This is a genomic window from Pseudomonas sp. S3_C06 (assembly GCF_054667675.1).
On record NZ_CP162747.1, the window covers coordinates 5,285,161 to 5,303,023 of the forward strand.

General features: G+C 59.7%; 14 protein-coding genes and 2 tRNA genes. 3 read left to right on the plus strand and 13 right to left on the minus strand.

Going from position 1 to position 17,863, the window contains the following annotated elements:
• Positions 1–8: 8 nt before the first annotated feature.
• From tsaA to rimO, 6 genes are all read right to left on the minus strand, one after another.
• Positions 9–707, minus strand: a complete 699-nt coding sequence (tsaA, locus tag AB4N44_RS23475; RefSeq protein ID WP_174245045.1) for a tRNA (N6-threonylcarbamoyladenosine(37)-N6)-methyltransferase TrmO — start codon at positions 705–707, stop codon at positions 9–11.
• 168 nt (positions 708–875) lie between these two features.
• Positions 876–1,646 (minus strand): SDR family oxidoreductase, encoded by a 771-nt coding sequence (locus AB4N44_RS23480; protein ID WP_127926074.1) that lies wholly within the window; start codon positions 1,644–1,646, stop codon positions 876–878.
• Between the two features lie 129 nt (positions 1,647–1,775).
• Positions 1,776–2,246, minus strand: coding sequence for a YehS family protein (locus tag AB4N44_RS23485; protein ID WP_064393114.1), 471 nt, complete (start codon positions 2,244–2,246; stop codon positions 1,776–1,778).
• A gap of 72 nt (positions 2,247–2,318) precedes the next feature.
• On the minus strand, positions 2,319–3,029 hold the full coding sequence (locus AB4N44_RS23490; RefSeq protein ID WP_460107296.1) for an rRNA pseudouridine synthase: 711 nt from the start codon (positions 3,027–3,029) through the stop codon (positions 2,319–2,321).
• Between the two features lie 191 nt (positions 3,030–3,220).
• Positions 3,221–3,694 carry a GNAT family N-acetyltransferase gene (locus AB4N44_RS23495; protein WP_127926076.1) on the minus strand — a complete coding sequence of 158 codons (474 nt, stop codon included), beginning with the start codon at positions 3,692–3,694 and terminating at the stop codon, positions 3,221–3,223.
• 549 nt (positions 3,695–4,243) lie between these two features.
• Positions 4,244–5,581, minus strand: a complete 1,338-nt coding sequence (rimO, locus tag AB4N44_RS23500; RefSeq protein WP_460107292.1) for a 30S ribosomal protein S12 methylthiotransferase RimO — start codon at positions 5,579–5,581, stop codon at positions 4,244–4,246.
• Positions 5,582–5,930: 349 nt separating this feature from the next.
• Between rimO and AB4N44_RS23505 the strand changes: the two genes are divergently transcribed.
• Complete coding sequence (locus tag AB4N44_RS23505; protein WP_371857960.1) at positions 5,931–7,772, plus strand: potassium transporter Kup; 1,842 nt, start codon at positions 5,931–5,933, stop codon at positions 7,770–7,772.
• 184 nt (positions 7,773–7,956) lie between these two features.
• Here AB4N44_RS23505 and AB4N44_RS23510 read toward each other — a convergent pair whose 3' ends face one another.
• Entirely contained in the window at positions 7,957–8,280 is a 324-nt protein-coding gene (locus AB4N44_RS23510) for a DUF3077 domain-containing protein (RefSeq protein WP_160038558.1), read from the minus strand.
• A gap of 403 nt (positions 8,281–8,683) precedes the next feature.
• Between AB4N44_RS23510 and AB4N44_RS23515 the strand changes: the two genes are divergently transcribed.
• Positions 8,684–8,830, plus strand: a complete 147-nt coding sequence (locus tag AB4N44_RS23515) for a hypothetical protein (protein ID WP_397482947.1) — start codon at positions 8,684–8,686, stop codon at positions 8,828–8,830.
• A gap of 198 nt (positions 8,831–9,028) precedes the next feature.
• On the opposite strand, the gene AB4N44_RS23520 is transcribed toward AB4N44_RS23515, so the two are convergent.
• The 4 genes from AB4N44_RS23520 to AB4N44_RS23535 all read right to left on the minus strand — a co-directional run bounded on the left by AB4N44_RS23520 (position 9,029) and on the right by AB4N44_RS23535 (position 13,617).
• Entirely contained in the window at positions 9,029–10,324 is a 1,296-nt protein-coding gene (locus tag AB4N44_RS23520; RefSeq protein ID WP_127926078.1) for a virulence factor family protein, read from the minus strand.
• Entirely contained in the window at positions 10,324–12,963 is a 2,640-nt protein-coding gene (mprF, locus tag AB4N44_RS23525) for a bifunctional lysylphosphatidylglycerol flippase/synthetase MprF (RefSeq protein WP_460107289.1), read from the minus strand. The genes AB4N44_RS23520 and mprF overlap by 1 nt, the downstream gene beginning before the upstream one ends.
• A gap of 279 nt (positions 12,964–13,242) precedes the next feature.
• Positions 13,243–13,319, minus strand: a tRNA-Met gene (locus tag AB4N44_RS23530).
• Between the two features lie 221 nt (positions 13,320–13,540).
• Positions 13,541–13,617, minus strand: a tRNA-Met gene (locus AB4N44_RS23535).
• Positions 13,618–13,897: 280 nt separating this feature from the next.
• Between AB4N44_RS23535 and dinB the strand changes: the two genes are divergently transcribed.
• Positions 13,898–14,959 carry a DNA polymerase IV gene (gene dinB, locus AB4N44_RS23540; RefSeq protein ID WP_150749402.1) on the plus strand — a complete coding sequence of 354 codons (1,062 nt, stop codon included), beginning with the start codon at positions 13,898–13,900 and terminating at the stop codon, positions 14,957–14,959.
• 102 nt (positions 14,960–15,061) lie between these two features.
• On the opposite strand, the gene AB4N44_RS23545 is transcribed toward dinB, so the two are convergent.
• Together AB4N44_RS23545 and AB4N44_RS23550 are read right to left on the minus strand one after the other, a co-directional pair.
• Positions 15,062–16,015, minus strand: coding sequence for a hypothetical protein (locus AB4N44_RS23545; protein WP_460107286.1), 954 nt, complete (start codon positions 16,013–16,015; stop codon positions 15,062–15,064).
• Positions 16,016–16,032: 17 nt separating this feature from the next.
• Positions 16,033–17,748: a proline--tRNA ligase gene (locus AB4N44_RS23550; RefSeq protein WP_007918631.1), complete on the minus strand. Its 1,716-nt coding sequence runs from the start codon at positions 17,746–17,748 to the stop codon at positions 16,033–16,035.
• Between the last annotated feature and the right edge of the window lie 115 nt (positions 17,749–17,863).

The following is a 17,863-nucleotide window of genomic DNA, read 5'->3' on the forward strand; positions in this document are numbered from 1 at the left end:
TCCGGGGGTTACGCTTCGGCAGGGATGACTTCGAGCACGCGGATCTGCTCAGGCGTCGGGTAATGCCAGCGCACGTCCAGATCCCAGAACTGCGCGCCGTACTCGCGTTCCGGCACCGGGGTTTGATACGCCGGACGCGGATCCTGGGCCAGACACTGTTCAATCAACGCCACCAACGGTTCATCAAGACGCTGAGCGTGTGCGTGCGCCTGTTGCAGCGCGGAATCCGTCCACTGCACGTCAATCAGCTGTGGCGCAGCGCTGGCGATGCTGTTGGCAGCCTCGGGAATGATGTCGGCGTAAGGCACGTAGGGTTTGATGTCGAGAATCGGCGTGCCGTCGAGCAAGTCGATGCCGGAGATGAACAGGCGATTGGCTTCGACTTTGTCCAGTTTCACCACGGACTGGCCGATGCCATTAGGACGGTGTGTGGCGCGGGTGGCGAACACGCCCATGGACTTGTTGCCGCCCAAGCGGGGCGGACGGACTTTCAGTCGCGGTTTATCTTCCAGCGCTTGATGAAACAGGAACAGCAGCCAGACATGGCTGACCTGCTCCAGGCCTTGCACCGCGTCACCCTGATCGAACGGCGCCACCAGTTCCAGCACACCTCGGGCGGCTGGGGCCAGTTGCGGTTGGCGGGGGATGGCGAATTTCTCCTTGAAGCAGGAGCGCACGAAGCCGATGGGGGAGACGCTGTAAGTCATGGTTTGCATTCGAAGCGGGGCAGGGGTGGGCATGATAACCCGACAGGCCTAAAGTCTGGTGTTAGCAGGGCAGGCCTCTTCGCGAGCAGGCTCGCTCCCACAGTGGATCTATGTCGTGCACAAAACCCTGTGGGAGCGAGCCTGCTCGCGAAGGCCGCACCGCCAATCTCAGAGGCTGAACCCACCATCCAGCGGAATAATATTCCCCGTCATATAAGCCCCAGCCGTACTCGCCAGACTGATCGCCAGCGCCGCCATCTCCTCTTCACGCCCCCAACGCTTCATCGGAATCAGCGCCGTGTCCTCAGCCAATGCCTGCTGATCGCTGCCAATATGCTGCGTCATCTTGCTCGGAAAGCGCCCCGGCGCGATCACGTTGACATTGATGTGCTGGCTCACCAGCTCCCGCGCGAGAATCCGCGACAACTGATGCAGGGCCGCCTTGCTTGGCCCATAGGCATACGCCTGCTCGCCAAACGAAGAAATCCCCGCCACCGAACCGATATTGATAATCCGCGCCGGATTCGCCGCCGAGCCGGCCTTGCGCAACAACGGCAGAAACTGCTGGATGCAGGTGAACACCGACGTTACGTTGAGCTGCATGACCTTTTCCCAGCCCTTGACCGGGTAGCTCTCCAGCGGCGCGCCCCAGGTGGTGCCGGCATTGTTCACCAGAATATCCAGATGCGTGATCTGCTCGCCCAGGCGCGCGGCCAGTTCCTGCACGCCTTCTTCAGTCGCCAGATTCGCCGCCACGCCGTGGCACTTGCCCAAGGCGCTGAGTTCTTCAGCCGTTTGATGGCAGGCTTCGGCATCGCGCGAGCAGACATAGACGCGCGCGCCAGCCTCGACAAAGGCCTTGGCGATCATTTTGCCGATACCACGGGTGCCGCCAGTCACCAGAGCGGTGCGGCCTTGCAGGGAGAAATACGGGTGCATGGCGAGTCCTGAGGATTAGGGATCAGTACACCCTAGTCGTCAGCAGCACAAAGCGGAGCCATTATTTCTGGAGGGAATGAGCAGTCATGCGTTGCGGCGGCGACCATCAGTCGCCACCGCAGAAGGGGATCAGGCCGGGCGAACGCGCAGCGTGAGCCCCTTGAGGAAGTTGCGCAGCAACTGGTCGCCGCACGGGCGGTAGTTGGTGTGGCCGACCTTGCGGAACAGCGCGCTCAGCTCAGGCTTGGACACCGGAAACTCGGCGGCCTTGAGGATTGCGTGCATGTCGTCTTCTTTCAGTTCGAAGGCTACGCGCAGCTTTTTCAGGATGATGTTGTTGGTCACCGGCACTTCGATTGGCTGCGGCGGACGGCTTTCGTCCTTGCCACGCTTGAAGATCACCAGACCGTCGAGGAAGTGTGCGATGACTTCGTCCGGGCAGCGCACGAAACCTTCTTCGTCTTCTTCTTTCTTGTCGAGCCAGGTCACTACATCGGCGAGCGCTACGTCCATGCCGCCGAGCTTGATGATCTCGACAACCTTCTTGTCGCTGATGTCGAGCATGTAGCGCACGCTGCGCAATACGTCGTTATGAATCATGTGAGTAATCCTGATAAGCGTTGTGGGCAGCACGCGGGCGCGCTGCCGGAATGTGTGGCGGCAGTGGAAGTCTTAGAACTTCTCTTTGCCGGACAGGTAGCGCCATTGGCCGACCGGGACTTTGCCGATCGAGACGCCGCCGATGCGGATGCGGCGGATGCCGATGACCTTCAGGCCGACCGCTTCGCAGAACTGGGCAATGATGCCGGGCTGCGGGTTCTTCATGGCGAAGCGCAGACGGTTTTCGTTCTGCCAGCTGGCCTTGACCGGCGGCAGCTCCTTGCCCTTGTGGGTGAGGCCATGCTGCAAACGGTTGAGGCCGTGGGCGACCATGTCTCCTTCGACTTCAACCACGTATTCCTGCTCGATCTTCGCGGCGTCAGCGGTGAGCTTGCGCAGGATTTTCCAGTCCTGAGTGAACACCAGCAGACCGCTGGCCTTGGGCTGCAGATCGGCACTGGCGGTCAGGCGCAGGAAGTGCCCGCGCAGAGGGCGTTTGCTGAAGCGGTGTTCTTCGCTGAGGGTTTCGGCGCTCAGCGATTGCATGGCGGTTTCAACGTCCATGCCGGCAGGGGCGTTGAGCAGGATGGTCACCGGCTCCGGCGCGGTGGCCTTGGCGTCCTTGTCGAGCTCGACCTTCTGCTCGCCGACCTTGAATTGCGGCTCGTCAATCACTGCGCCGTCCACGGTGACCCAGCCGCCCTCAATGAACAGCTCGGCCTCCCGGCGGGAGCAACCGACCAGTTCGATGAGGCGTTTGGAGAGGCGAATCGGGTCAGTCATGACAGGGCCGTAACAAAAAAGGGGTGGGCATTGTACCTGTGTGGCGCCGGTTAAGCCCGGTTCCATTTACAGGCTGTTCGCAATTCCCTGTGGGAGCCAGCCTGCTGGCGATTGCATCACCGCGGTGTATCTGACTGACCGCGTCGCCTGCATCGCTAGCAGGCTAGCTCCCACAGTTGTTTTGGATTGTGTCAACCGTTACTGGAGCGCTGCTGGTTCTGGCGCAAACGCATATGCAACAACGGATACGGCTGGCCCATGCCATCGACCTCCGAGCGGCCGATTACCTCGAAACCCTGCTTGAAGTAGAAGCCCAAGGCCTGCGGGTTCTGCTCGTTGACGTCCAGCTCATCGGCATTCAGATGCTGCATGGCATAGTTGAGCAGTTTCTTGCCCAAGCCCTGACCGCGATGCTCAGGATCGATAAACAGCATCTCGATCTTGCCCGCCGCGACTCCGGCAAACCCGGTGATGCGCTGGTCGGCGTCCTTGGTGCAAACCAGCATCACCGCATCGAGATAACGCGTGAGCACCAGATTGCGCAGCAGCTCGATATAGCTGTCCGGCAGAAAATCATGGGTGGCGCGGACCGAGGCCTCCCAGACCCGGGTCAGTTCCTGATAATCGCTGAGTTTCGGCGTGTGGATGACCGAATGGTGACGCATGCCTGTCTGCCTCTTGTCCGTTTCAAGGGAGTCCGTCCCCCGCTAAACGATAGCCGTAAAAAAGCCCCGCATCTCGTAAAAAGAGCGGGGCTTTCTGTATTTGTTGCGGTATCTGGCTGGCTATTTCTGTCGCCAGCAAGATCTCTCCCCCTCACCCCAACCCTCTCCCCCAAGGGGGCGAGGGGGAAGGGAGCTGATCTTCATGCTGTTCAAAACCTGAGCCCGACTCGAACGTTCAGGTCGCCGCAATTCTGAAGAACACCTCGATCAGTTCCTTCTCCCCCAAGGGGGAAGGGCGCAGATCTTCGTGCTGTTCAAAACCTGAGTTCGACCGGATGGCTCAGGTCGGTGCAGCACGCGAGAACACATAGATCAGTCCCCGCGCCCTCCGGGAGAGGGAGAGGGCGAGGGGGAAGGGAGCTTATCTTCGTGCTGTTCAAAACCTGAGTTCGACTCGAACGTTCAGGTCGGTGCAGCTCGCAAGAACACCTCAATCAGTCCCCTCTCCCTCTGGGAGAGGGCTAGGGTGAGGGGCTTTTGATCTTCAGGTCAGATCTGCTCAGCCCACAGGTCATATTCGTCAGCGTCAGTAACCTTGCACCAGACCTTGTCACCCGGCTTCAGATTGCTGCCGTTATCAATAAACACGTTGCCATCGATTTCCGGGGCATCGAAGAAGCAGCGGCCGACCGCGCCTTGCTCGTCGACTTCGTCCACCAGCACTTCGATTTCACGGCCGATACGCATTTGCAGGCGTGCCGAGCTGATCGCTTGCTGGTGCGCCATGAAGCGATCCCATCGATCCTGCTTGACGTCGTCCGGTACGATCTCCAGATCCAGATCATTCGCCGGAGCGCCATCCACCGGTGAGTACTGGAAGCAACCGACGCGGTCGAGCTGGGCTTCGGTCAGCCAGTTCAGCAGGTACTGGAAGTCTTCTTCGGTTTCGCCCGGGAAGCCGACGATGAAGGTCGAACGGATGATCAGGTCCGGGCAGATTTCGCGCCAGTTCTTGATGCGCGCCAGGGTCTTGTCTTCGAAGGCCGGGCGTTTCATCGACTTCAATACTTTCGGGCTGGCGTGCTGGAACGGGATGTCCAGGTACGGCAGGATCTTGCCGGCGGCCATCAGCGGGATCAGCTCGTCAACGTGCGGGTACGGGTAAACGTAGTGCAGACGCACCCAGACGCCGAGGGTGCTCAGGGCTTCGCAGAGTTCGGTCATGCGGGTTTTCACCGGCGCGCCGTTCCAGAAACCGGTGCGGTATTTCACGTCAACGCCGTAGGCGCTGGTGTCTTGCGAGATCACCAACAGCTCTTTGACGCCGGATTTGACCAGACGCTGAGCTTCGTCGAGCACATCACCCACCGGACGGCTGACCAGTTTGCCGCGCATCGACGGGATGATGCAGAAGGAGCAGCTATGGTTGCAGCCTTCGGAAATCTTCAGGTATGCGTAGTGGCGCGGGGTCAGCTTGATGCCTTGCGGCGGCACCAGGTCGATCAACGGGTTGTGATCCTGACGCGGCGGTACGACTTCGTGCACGGCGTTGACCACTTGCTCGTACTGCTGCGGACCGGTCACGGCCAGTACGCTCGGGTGGACGCTGCGGATGTTGCCTTCTTCCACGCCCATGCAACCAGTGACGATCACCTTGCCGTTTTCCTTGATCGCTTCGCCGATCACTTCCAGCGACTCAGCCTTGGCCGAATCGATGAAACCGCAGGTGTTGACGACTACAACGTCGGCGTCCTGATAGGTAGACACCACGTCATAGCCTTCCATGCGCAGCTGGGTCAGGATGCGCTCGGAGTCGACCAGTGCTTTCGGGCAACCCAGAGATACAAAGCCAACCTTTGGATTGGCCGGCGCAGGAGTGGTGGACATGTCTAACCTCGGTATTTTGTGACATCGCTTTCTTGGTGCGAAAGCCGACGGACGGGCGCTTAGGGCGCGCCTCTGATCAAAAAGTGCGCAATTCTAGCGGCGGGCAACGCACTTGACCAGCTTTATGCAGGGAAATACGACGAGTGCTGCGCTATGCTTCGCGCCGTTGAGCTTTACCAATTTTTTACAGTCAACAAAACGTCTGTAACAACAGGTAAAACAGCGCATGCTGCACCACAAAGCATAGTGCTTCATTCAAGAAGCCGGTTCTGAGAAGTAGGAGTGTTGGATGGGTCAGGCAAGTAGTCATGCGGCAGGCGCCGAGGGTTCGGCCTCCAAGCCGCTGAGCATGCTGGTCGCGGCGGTCGGGGTGGTTTACGGCGACATCGGCACGAGCCCGTTGTACACCCTCAAAGAAGTGTTTTCCGGCGCTTACGGCGTATCGGTCAATCACGATGGCGTGCTGGGCATTCTATCGTTGATCTTCTGGTCGCTGATCTGGGTCGTGTCGATCAAATACATGATGTTCGTGCTGCGCGCCGACAACCAGGGCGAGGGCGGCATCATGGCGCTTACCGCGCTGGCGCGTCGTGCGGCAGGGCATCGCAAGAAGCTGCGTTCGTTGCTGGTAGTTTGCGGACTGATCGGCGCGGCGCTGTTTTATGGCGACAGCATGATCACCCCGGCGATTTCCGTGCTGTCGGCGATTGAAGGTCTGGGACTGGCATTCGATGGCATCGACCATTGGGTGGTCCCGCTGTCGCTGGTGGTGCTGGTGGCGCTGTTTCTGATTCAGAAACACGGTACGGCGCGGATCGGCATTCTGTTCGGGCCGATCATGGTCACCTGGTTCCTCGTCCTCGGCGCCCTCGGTGTGTATGGCATCAGCCACGCGCCAGAAGTGCTGCATGCGATGAACCCGATCTGGGCGGTGAATTTCTTCGTCGTTCATCCGGGCATGGGCGTGGCGATCCTCGGCGCCGTGGTGCTGGCGCTGACCGGTGCAGAAGCGCTGTACGCCGACATGGGCCACTTTGGTCGCAAGCCGATTGCCCGGGCGTGGTTCATCCTGGTGTTGCCGGCGCTGGTGCTCAACTACTTCGGTCAGGGCGCCTTGCTGCTGGAAAACCCGGAAGCAGCGCGTAACCCGTTCTATCTGCTGGCACCGAGCTGGGCGCTGATTCCACTGGTCGGTCTGTCGACGCTGGCCACGGTGATTGCCTCACAAGCGGTGATTTCCGGCGCGTTCTCCCTGACCCGTCAGGCGATCCAGCTCGGTTACATCCCGCGCATGTACATCCAGCACACTTCCAGCGACGAGCAAGGCCAGATCTATATCGGCGCGGTGAACTGGGCGCTGATGGTCGGCGTGGTCCTGTTGGTGCTGGGCTTCGAATCCTCCGGCGCACTGGCCTCGGCTTACGGCGTGGCAGTGACTGGCACCATGCTGATGACCACCATTCTGGTGTCGGCAGTGATGCTGCTGCTGTGGAAATGGCCGCCGATCCTCGCGGTGCCGGTGCTGATCGGCTTCCTGCTGGTGGACGGTCTGTACTTCGCCGCCAACGTGCCGAAGATTGTGCAGGGCGGTGCTTTCCCGGTCATTGCCGGTATCGCGCTGTTCGTGCTGATGACCACTTGGAAACGAGGTAAGCAGTTGCTCGTCGATCGCCTCGACGAAGGAGCGCTGCCGCTGCCGATCTTCATCAGCAGCATTCGCGTGCAACCGCCGCATCGTGTGCAGGGCACTGCTGTGTTCCTCACCGCGCGCTCCGACGCCGTGCCGCATGCGCTGTTGCACAACCTGCTGCATAACCAGGTACTGCACGAGCAAGTGGTGTTGCTGACGGTGGTCTACGAAGACATCCCGCGCGTACCGCCATCGCGGCGCTTCGAGGTCGAAGCGCACGGGGAGGGTTTCTTCCGGGTGATCCTGCACTTCGGCTTCACCGACGAGCCGGACGTGCCGCAAGCGCTGAAGCTGTGTCATCTGGATGATCTGGACTTCAGCCCGATGCGCACAACCTACTTCCTCAGCCGCGAAACGGTGATTGCTTCGAAACTTGAGGGCATGGCGCGTTGGCGTGAGGCGCTGTTTGCGTTCATGTTGAAGAATGCCAATGGGAATTTGCGGTTCTTTAATTTGCCGTTGAACCGGGTGATTGAACTCGGCACGCAGGTAGAAATGTAAGCCTGGCCTCAAGCGAAAAGCCCCCGTCAGCCTTGTGGCTGGCGGGGGCTTTTTTGTGCATGCACATAAACCTCAAACCCACGCAAATCCCCTGTGGGAGCTAGCCTGCTAGCGATGGCTGAGTGTCAGACAGCACATCTTTACCAGATCCACCGCAATCGCTAGCAGGCTAGCTCCCACAGGGTTAAGTGGTGCGTTCAGGCAGATCGATTTCAGATTCAGTCTTCGTCCGCGCAGGTCGTGGCATCAACGCCTGAATCACATCATCAATCAAGGCTTTGCCCATCACCGTCAGGTAATGCGCGGCCCAGGCATGGCGATCGGTGTCTCTGATGAAGGCAGCGTCTTCTGCGAAGGATTTGGCGAGGGATAGCAGGTCGGAGGATTGGGACAAGGCATCGATGATCGGGATGCCGGAGCGGACGTTGAAATACGCTTGATCCGAGTTGTAGAGGAAGGGGGTGAAGCCGATGGTTGTAGTGTCTGAAGGCGTACCTGTTTTACTCATTGTTTTGCTCCTTAACGCGGGGAGCTGCTCCATTTCGTTACCACGCGAAAGGGTGGCAGCTGTACGCAGGGTGGTAAACCGGGAGCAAAGAAACCGGCAGACCCGAAGGTCTCCCACGCACAGCCGCCATTACACTGAATTACAGGCATCAAAATGCCTATTGTCGTGATGGGGCGCTGTTGCGCTTTGCATAGCCGGGTTACCACACCCGATCGCTGAATGGGTCAGCGACGTCCGGAGAGTATCCCGTCGAAAAACAGCGCAATAGAGCGGCACAGCGCCCGAACACGAGTTTCGGAGTTTGCCTACAAGGTCTGTGGGCGTCATCTGATATTGCGAGACTGGAAGTAAACGATACTAAACGTCTGACACGAACTGGCGTGTGCAAATGAGTGAGGCATGTATGACGGCATCATCGGAACAAGAAAAGCATGATGATCTCGAGAACCTTCGAATTGAAGCCGAAGCGATGGAACGATTGATCAACCTCGATCCGGCTCAAGTGATCAGCCATGACGATATGCGGGCAAAGTACGCCTGTGAGGATTGACGATTATTTGAATCCAGCGCAATTCCTCTGTGGGAGCGAGCCTGCTCGCGAAGGCGTAGTGTCAGTCGACGAATCTGTAAACTGACCCACCGCGTTCGCGAGTAGGCTCGCTCCCACAGGGGATTTTCGTGGCCGCTGGATTGTAAAAAGCCCCCGCAACCGTGAAGTTGCGGGGGCTTTTTATGGGCGTGGCTCAGATCACTCTTCGGCGACCGAGTCCTTGCTCTGACGCTTCTCGATCAAGTCCACCAGACGCTTGGCCAGCGCCGGGTAGTTCTCATCGAAGTGGTGGCCGCCAGGCAGTTTCACTGCCTCGCCAACGGCAGTCTTGTCCGTGCAGCCACTTTCATCGGTCTCTTCTTCACCGTAGATGCACACGACCTTGGCCGGTGGCAGCTTGGCCATTTCCGGGCCGGTGGCGGCTTCTTTGCCGGCGTTACCCAGCCAGCCTTCGACTTCGATTTCGAAGCTGCCGGTGCGGGCGAAGGCCAGCAGGATGATTGCGTCTACGCGTTGCTGCTCGGTTTCCGGCAAGCGGTTGTAGATCGCCGGCAGGACGTCAGCACCGAACGAGTAACCGGTGAGGATGAAGCGCTTGGTGCCCCATTTCTGCCGGTAGTGCTGCATCAGTTCGGTCAGATCCAGTGCGCTTTGCTCCGGGCTCTTGTGCTGCCAGTAGTAGCGCAGGGTGTCGATGCCGACCACCGGGTAGCCTATCTTGGCCATTTCACCGGCCACGTCGCGGTCGAGGTCGCGCCAGCCACCGTCACCGGAGAGGAACAGGGTCACGGTGTCTTTGGCTTGGCCGGCCGGCACTTCAACCACCGGGATCGCCAGACCGCCGTTGGCCTTGTCGCCGCCAACGAGGATTTTACGCAGTTCGTTGTTCAGCACTTGCGGCAGGTTGATGTCGTAGTCGCTGATGCTGGTTTCGGCGTTCGGTTGGTCGCGTACGAAACCTGCGCTGGCGTCGTCCGGGTTATCGTTCCACGCCACCAGCCAGTGGCCGTGGGCGGCGGATTTCGGCAGCAGGTGGGTGCAGCCACCTTTTTCCAGCGCGAGGTCGACGGACACGGCTTGAGCCTTGTCATCTTTCTGTTCCGACAACCAGCGCCAGGCCAGCACGGCCCCTGGGCCAATGCCACTGACCAAAGTAGCCGGACCGTTCAGTTCACGCAGGCCCGATTGCAGGGCGCGGCTTTGCAGCAGGCAGTCCTTGGGCAGAATCACTTGAACGATCTGCGCCGAGGCGCTGCGGCTCAGGGTGGTCAGTTGTTTTTCACTGAGTTTCTGGTCGTCGTTGACGGCTACCAGCACCTGCGCCTTTGGCTTGGTGCCAGGGATGACGCGGGTCATGGCGGCGCCATCGGCCGGGTTGAGCTGTTCGACGGTCGGTTCCGGTGCCGGGCGTTTGAGGTACCAGAAACCGCCGCCGGCAATCACGGCCAGCACGATCAGTGCGGCCAGGATGTACTTCAGGGAGCGTTGAATCATCAGCGTTTCACCAATCCAGTCAAGCCGCCCGCGATCAGGGCAGCAGTGTCGGCCAGCGCCACCAACGGATCGAGTCCGGCGGGCACGGCCATATAACGGGGTTCCCAGTCAGGCTGGAACTTGTCTTTGAAGCGGCGCAAGCCTTGGAAGTTGTACAACTGCTCACCACGGCGGAAAACCATCGAGCCCAGACGCTGGGTCAGCGGTGCACCACGGCGGGGTTGCAAGCCCGACAACGGCACCATGCCCAGGCTGAAGCGCGCGTATCCGTGACTCTTATAGTGTTGAATCAGGCCGACCATCATGAATTCCATGGTCAGCTTCGGCGCATCCGGGTGCGCGCGCATCAGGTCGAGACTGGCCAGGTCATGGCTATAAGTTTCGAGCAGGTTGGCGAACGCCACCGGGCGACCTTCGAAGCGAATCACCGCGATGCGGAAATGCTTCAGGTAATCGTCGCTGAAACGGCCGAGGGAGAAACCTTTCTCGCGCACGTTCTTGCCGGTCAGCCACGCATCGGAAATCACTTTCAGCTCATCCATCGGCGCCTGACCCGGCTCGTGGATCTCCAACGACAAACCATCGCGGGTGCCACGGTTCCAGGTGTAGCGCAGGTCCTTCATCTCTTTGCCCTTGGCTTCCAGGTCAAAGCGCAGCAGATCGACCCGGGCTTCTTCGCCGAGTTTGATCGCGGTCAGGCCGATGTCCATGTAGTACGGCAGGTTCTCCGCGCGCACCTGGTAGAACACCGGGCGGGCGTGATGGATGTCACAGAGGTCGCGGAACTGCCAGATCATCTCGGCGCGTTGCTGGCCGGGGCCGATCGGGTCGTACAGCGCCACCAGACTGCGGCCACGGCGCGCGTACATCAGGAACGCTTCGTCGTTCTGGTGAAACAGCAGCGCCTTGTCACCAGTCAGCGCGAGGCCACCGTCGGGTTGCGACGACGCCATCAGGATCTTCGCTGCACGATCGAGTTCGTCAGGCGTTGGCAGGTGAATGACCGGGCGCGCGGTGCGCAGTAGCCAGGTCAGCGCGATCACCAGCAGCAGGACGGCGGCGCCGAGCAGCGAACGCAGGCCACGTGGCGCGTCAGCGTCGAGGGTGAACTGCCACCACAGTTGATGGCTGTACGGCACGTCCTGATAGGCGAACAGCAGCAGCCATGTCGAAGCGCCGAGCACACAGAGACTGGCCACTAGGTACAGCGGCGAGAAGGGCAGTTCGGTCAGGCGACTCGGGCGATAGAACGAGCGACGGAACACACCGAGCAGCGCAGCCGTCAGGGTCATCAGTGTCGCCTCTTCCCAGTCAAAACCTTTGAGCAGCGAGAGCAGGGCGCCAACCAGCAGCAGAATGGTGGTCAGCATCCACGCGGCCGACAGGCGACGACGCAGGCCCTGAGCGAGCATCAGGCAGAGCACGCCGATCAGGCTGGCGCCGAAGTGCGAGGCGTCGACCAGGCGATGCGGGATCAGAAAGCCGATGTGCTCCAGACGTGTGTCGATCTCGGGAGTAGCGCCGGAAAACAGCAGCACCACACCGGACAGGAACACCAGCACCGCCAGAATCGGTGCGGCCAGACCGGACGCGGCGCGCATGGTCTGGGTCTGGAACAGGCGCTGACCTTCGTTGATCAGCAGGAATACGCAGGCCACCAGCAGCGGCAGCACCACATAGATCAGGCGATACAGCAGCAGGGCGGCGGCGAGAGGCGCGGCACCGAGCTTGTCAGCGAAAGCGGCCAGCAGAATCGCTTCGAAGACGCCAACTCCGCCGGGAACATGGCTAAGTACGCCGGCAGCCAGTGCCAACAGATACACCAGCAGGAACGCGCCGAACGGTGGCGCTTCTGGCAGCAACAGATATAGAACAGTGGCAGCCGCCGCAACGTCGAGGGCGGTAATGATCAGTTGCAGGAACGTCAGGCGACGCCCCGGCAAGCGCAGCGTGCGGCGGCCAACCCTGACCAGCAGGTTGTCGCGTAACGGTTGTTCCGGCAGGCGTCGACGGTAGATGCCGATGGCCAGTACTGCGCCAAGCAACAGCACGACAGCGGCGATAGTGCCGAGCAGGCCTTCGGACAAACCCAGCGCCTGCGAGGCAGCAGGCAGATCGCTCAGCGTTGCCAGTGCGGCCAGCGGCGGCAAGGCGCAGCCCAGCGACAAACTGGCGAACAAGGTCATGTGCGCGACTTCCGACGCGCCCAGGCCCAGTCGTGCATATAAACGGTAGCGCACCGAACCGCCGGACAGCAGCGACAGACCTATCGCATTGCCAATCGCAAACGCGGTGAAGCCGCCCAGCGCCAATGTGCGCGGCGGCAAGGTCACGCCGGCATAGCGGCTGGCCGACCATTCGTAGCCGAGCAGAATAATGAAGCCGACCACGGTCGCACCGAAGGCGCCGATCAGCGCGGGTTTCGGCACGTCGAGAATCGAGTCGTGCAGCGCATCGAGATCGAGTTCGGCAAGCAGATGGCGACAGGCAATCAGCGCAATGGCAAACAGCAGCAAAGTCACCGCCAGACCAATCGGTTGTCGGTATTTGCTTAACCGATCCAGCAAGCGCAAACGCTCGGGTTTGATCGGATGTTCCGCTGTGACGGTGTCTTGTGGATCAGACGAGTTGGCGCGCATCAATCACCTCTTGGATTGTGCGCGACAGGATGGAGGTATCCAGCCAAGTTACCAATCCCTGTAGAAAAAAATAATCACAAAATACTACGCCTCTCGCCGGGTATCGGCGAGGGCAGTTCCTGGATTGCAGAGGCCTGGCCTGCGACTCAAGCATAGTCGCAAGTGAGTACTTCTGAAGATCCCAAGCGGTTCACTGCACAGTGACAGATCATTGTTGCGAAAGGACTTTTTCAACAGATACAAAAAAGGCCACTCTTTCGAGTAGCCTTTTTTGATGTTTGGTTGCGGGAGCCGGATTTGAACCGACGACCTTCGGGTTATGAGCCCGACGAGCTACCAGACTGCTCCATCCCGCGTCTGTGTGGCGGCATTCTACAGGCGAACGGCGAGGTGTCAACCGCTAATCCCATAAAGGGTCAAATAAGTGTGCAATCGCGTCAAACGGTCGCAGGTGGTGCGTTAAGTTTCGGAAATGCAAAGAATTCCTGTTTGGCGATCCTTCTCTATAAGAAGAGGAAATCCACAAAACAGACGCGCACAAAAAAGGCCACTCTTTCGAGTAGCCTTTTTTGATGTTTGGTTGCGGGAGCCGGATTTGAACCGACGACCTTCGGGTTATGAGCCCGACGAGCTACCAGACTGCTCCATCCCGCGTCTGTGTGTCGGCATTCTACAGAGGAACGCTGGGGTGTCAACCTTCAATCTGGATAAAATCTGTTGAGGTTCAATCGGTTAGCGCTTTTTCTCGGGCGTTTTTCCGTGCGCAGGGCAGGCGGGGCAAGGCTTTCAGCTCTATTGGAGGCCGTTTGTCGATTGAGAAAATAAATTCAAAGGCCTTTTCCCACGCGCGGAAAAGAACATTCATACCACTGGTGCTATATACAGGTGTCAGTGAGATACTGCCCATCCGGCTCGCCACGTTTCCTTTTCTGACATGACTCAGCGAAAAATCATCCACATCGACTGCGATTGTTTTTACGCCGCCATCGAAATGCGCGATGACCCGCGTCTGGCCGGCAAGCCGTTGGCAGTGGGCGGTTCGGCGGATCGGCGCGGGGTGATCGCCACCTGCAACTATGAAGCGCGCGCGTATGGTGTGCGTTCGGCGATGGCCTCGGGGCATGCACTGAAGTTGTGTCCGGACCTGACCATCGTCAAGCCGCGAATGGATGCCTATCGCGAAGCCTCGAAAGAAATTCACACGATCTTTGCCGATTACACCGACCTGATCGAGCCGCTGTCGCTGGATGAGGCCTATCTGGATGTCTCCGACAGCGCGCATTTTGGCGGCAGCGCTACACGCATTGCCCAGGACATCCGTCGCCGGGTTTCCAATCAGTTGCACATCACCGTTTCCGCTGGCGTGGCACCGAACAAGTTTCTAGCGAAGATCGCCAGTGACTGGAAAAAACCCAACGGGCTATTCGTGATTACGCCGGATCAGGTCGAAGACTTTGTCAGCGATTTGCCGGTCAGCAAACTGCATGGCGTCGGCAAGGTCACCGCCGACAAACTGGGCAGGCTCGGCATCGTCGACTGCCTGCAATTGCGCGAGTGGGACAAGCTGGCGCTGGTACGCGAATTCGGCAGTTTTGGCGAGCGACTGTGGAGTCTGGCCCGTGGGATCGATGACCGGTTGGTGCACAACGACAGCCGGCGTCAGTCGATCAGCGTGGAAAATACCTACGACGTCGATCTGCCGGACCTGCGCAGCTGTCTCGACAAACTGCCGGAGCTGCTGGAAACCCTGAAAACCCGTATGGCGCGGATCGACAGCAGTTATCGGCCGGGCAAGCCGTTCGTCAAAGTGAAGTTTCATGACTTTACCCAGACGACACTGGAGCAGGCCGGGGCAGGGCGGGATCTGGGCAGTTATCAGTTGATGCTGACGCAGGCGTTCAATCGCGGCGGGAAACCGGTGCGGTTGTTGGGGGTTGGGGTGAGGCTGGAGGATTTGCGCGGCGGGTTTGAGCAGATGGAGTTATTTGAGCGGTAGATTTGCGGTGTCTGTCGGGGCCTCTTCGCGAGCAGGCTCGCTCCCACATTTGGAATGTATTCCACCCTGTGGGAGCTAGCCTGCTCGCGAAGCTTTTAGCTGTCAGTTCGGCCCTGGATCCGCCACCAGACGCCCGGCATCCTTGGTCAGCGACTTGAGAAACTCAGTCTGCAACTCAGGATCGTTGCGCGTCAGTTCGATCAGGCTTTGTTCCAGTTCGCTGGCTTCTTCTTCCAGACCCAGTTCCGACAGACGTTTGACCCGGTGCACCCACTGGCTCACTTCGTCGTCTTCAAGGTCGTCGTAAATCAGCCCGTGCGCTTCCAGCAACTTGCCACGCAGATGACTGCTGATCATCAGCGTTGAATCAGAATGCACGTCATCCTTGGCATCTTCGACGCTGATCTGCAGTTTGCCGACGTGATTGAGATCATTTTCGGCAAACGGACTGTCGAGCAGGTTCAGACGCAGCACACCGTTGCGATCGGTGGTCATGTCGAAGGTCTGCTTGCCAGCCTTGACCTGCACCGGACGCTCGCTCCACGGCAGGCTCGAATACTCCGTGCGCTTGTCGCGCTGGACTTCATCGATGCCGGCCAGATTCTGCTGCGCACGACCGTTGGACTGCACGTTCATGAACGGGTTGAGCCCGGCGAAACCGTAACTCAGCCAGTCCTTGGTGATGCTGTCCGGCAGGTTGCCGAGGGCGAACACGTTGACCACGTTGGCGCCAACGCCACCGACCACGGCGACCGCACCCAGCGGAATCTCGTAGACCTCCCGCCAAGGCTGGTAAGGCGTGTAGCGATCGTAGCGACGCGTCACTTCGAACTCGGTGACTTCAAAAGTCTTCTGTTCGTTGATTTTCACGCGTCGCTGCGGCAGCTCAAGCTCCTTGGGCTCACCGACATCAATCTGCAGGCTATGGTCGAGCAACTTTCGCTCGACCCGCTCTTCGTGCTCGCTGCGTTGTGACATGTGATTGGCACAGCCGCTGACCAGCAGGGCACCGCACAGGGCGGTGCCTCCGAGGCCTAAGGTGTTTCGCTTGAACATGACGTCTCTATCTGGTTTCAGCGGCGGATACGGGCCTGAAGGAAGGACAATACGTCAGCCACCGGCAATGCTTGCGCCTCGCCTTCGGTACGACTCTTGTATTCCAGGTTGCCTTCGGCGAGGCCGCGGTCGCTGACCACGATCCGGTGTGGAATGCCGATCAGTTCCATGTCCGCGAATTTGATGCCCGGGCTGGTTTTCTTGTCGCGATCGTCCAGCAGCACTTCGAAGCCGGCGGCCGTCAGTTCGGCGTACAGCTTGTCGGTGGCTTCACGGACCTGCTCGGTTTCATAGCGCAGCGGTACCAGAGCAATCTGGAATGGCGCCAGGGTGTCGCTCCAGATGATGCCGTTTTCGTCGTTGTTCTGCTCGATGGCAGCAGCCACCACGCGGGATACGCCGATGCCGTAGCAACCCATTTCCAGGGTAACCGGCTTGCCGTTCTCGCCCAGCACTTCGCACTTCATCGCCTTGCTATACTTGTTGCCCAGCTGGAAGATGTGCCCGACTTCGATGCCGCGTTTGATTTCCAGGGTGCCTTTGCCGTCCGGGCTTGGGTCACCGGCGACTACGTTACGCAGGTCAGCCACGGTTGGAACCGGCAGATCGCGCTCCCAGTTCACGCCGAAGTAGTGCTTGTCGTCGATGTTCGCGCCGATGCCGAAGTCGCTCATCAGCTCGACCGAGCGGTCGATGATGATCGGCAGCGGCAGATTCAGCGGGCCGAGCGAACCGGCGCCGGCGCCAATGGCGTCACGCAGTTCGGCGTCGGTGGCCATGACCAGCGGGCTGGCCACGCCAGGTTGCTGGGCAGCCTTGATTTCGTTGAGTTCGTGGTCGCCACGGATGACCAGCGCGATCAGCTTGCCTTCTTCTTCGGCGCGCACGATCAGGGTCTTGATGGTCTTTTCAATCGGTAGATTGAATTTTTCCACCAGCGCCGCGATGGTTTTGGTGTCTGGTGTATCGACCAGGCGCAGCTCTTCGGTCGCGGCAGCACGCGAGGTTTCGCGTGGCACGGCTTCGGCCTTTTCGATGTTCGCTGCGTAGTCGGAACCGTTGCTGAAGACGATGTCGTCTTCGCCAGACTCGGCCAGTACGTGGAATTCGTGCGAACCAGCGCCACCGATCGAACCGTTGTCGGCTTCAACCGGACGGAATTTCAGGCCAAGACGGCTGAACACGTTGCAGTAGGCCTGGTGCATGCGGTCGTAGGTGACCTGCAGCGAGGCTTGATCAGCGTGGAACGAGTACGCGTCCTTCATGATGAATTCGCGACCGCGCATCAAACCGAAGCGTGGGCGGATTTCGTCACGGAATTTGGTCTGGATCTGGTACAGGTTGATTGGCAGCTGTTTGTAGCTGCTCAACTCGTTGCGCATCAGATCGGTGATCACTTCTTCGTGGGTCGGGCCCGCGCAGAAGTCGCGACCGTGGCGGTCTTTGATGCGCAGCAGCTCAGGGCCGTATTCTTCCCAGCGCCCCGATTCCTGCCACAGCTCGGCCGGTTGGGTGCTCGGCATCAACACTTCCAGAGAGCCGGCGGCGTTCATCTCTTCGCGAACGATGGCTTCAACCTTGCGCATGACTCGCAGGCCCATGGGCAGCCAGGTGTACAGGCCCGAGGCGAGTTTGCGGATCATGCCGGCGCGCAGCATCAGCTGGTGGCTGATCACGACCGCGTCGGAAGGCGTTTCTTTCTGTGTGGCGAGCAAAAATTGACTGGTGCGCATGGTTGGCCGTTGTCGGTTGCTATGACTGGAAATGACTCCGCAGTGTACCGGCGAGTTTTGCCGACGTACAGGCGTGAGGTCAGTGGGGAGGCACGACGGCGGGATTCCTCCCGCC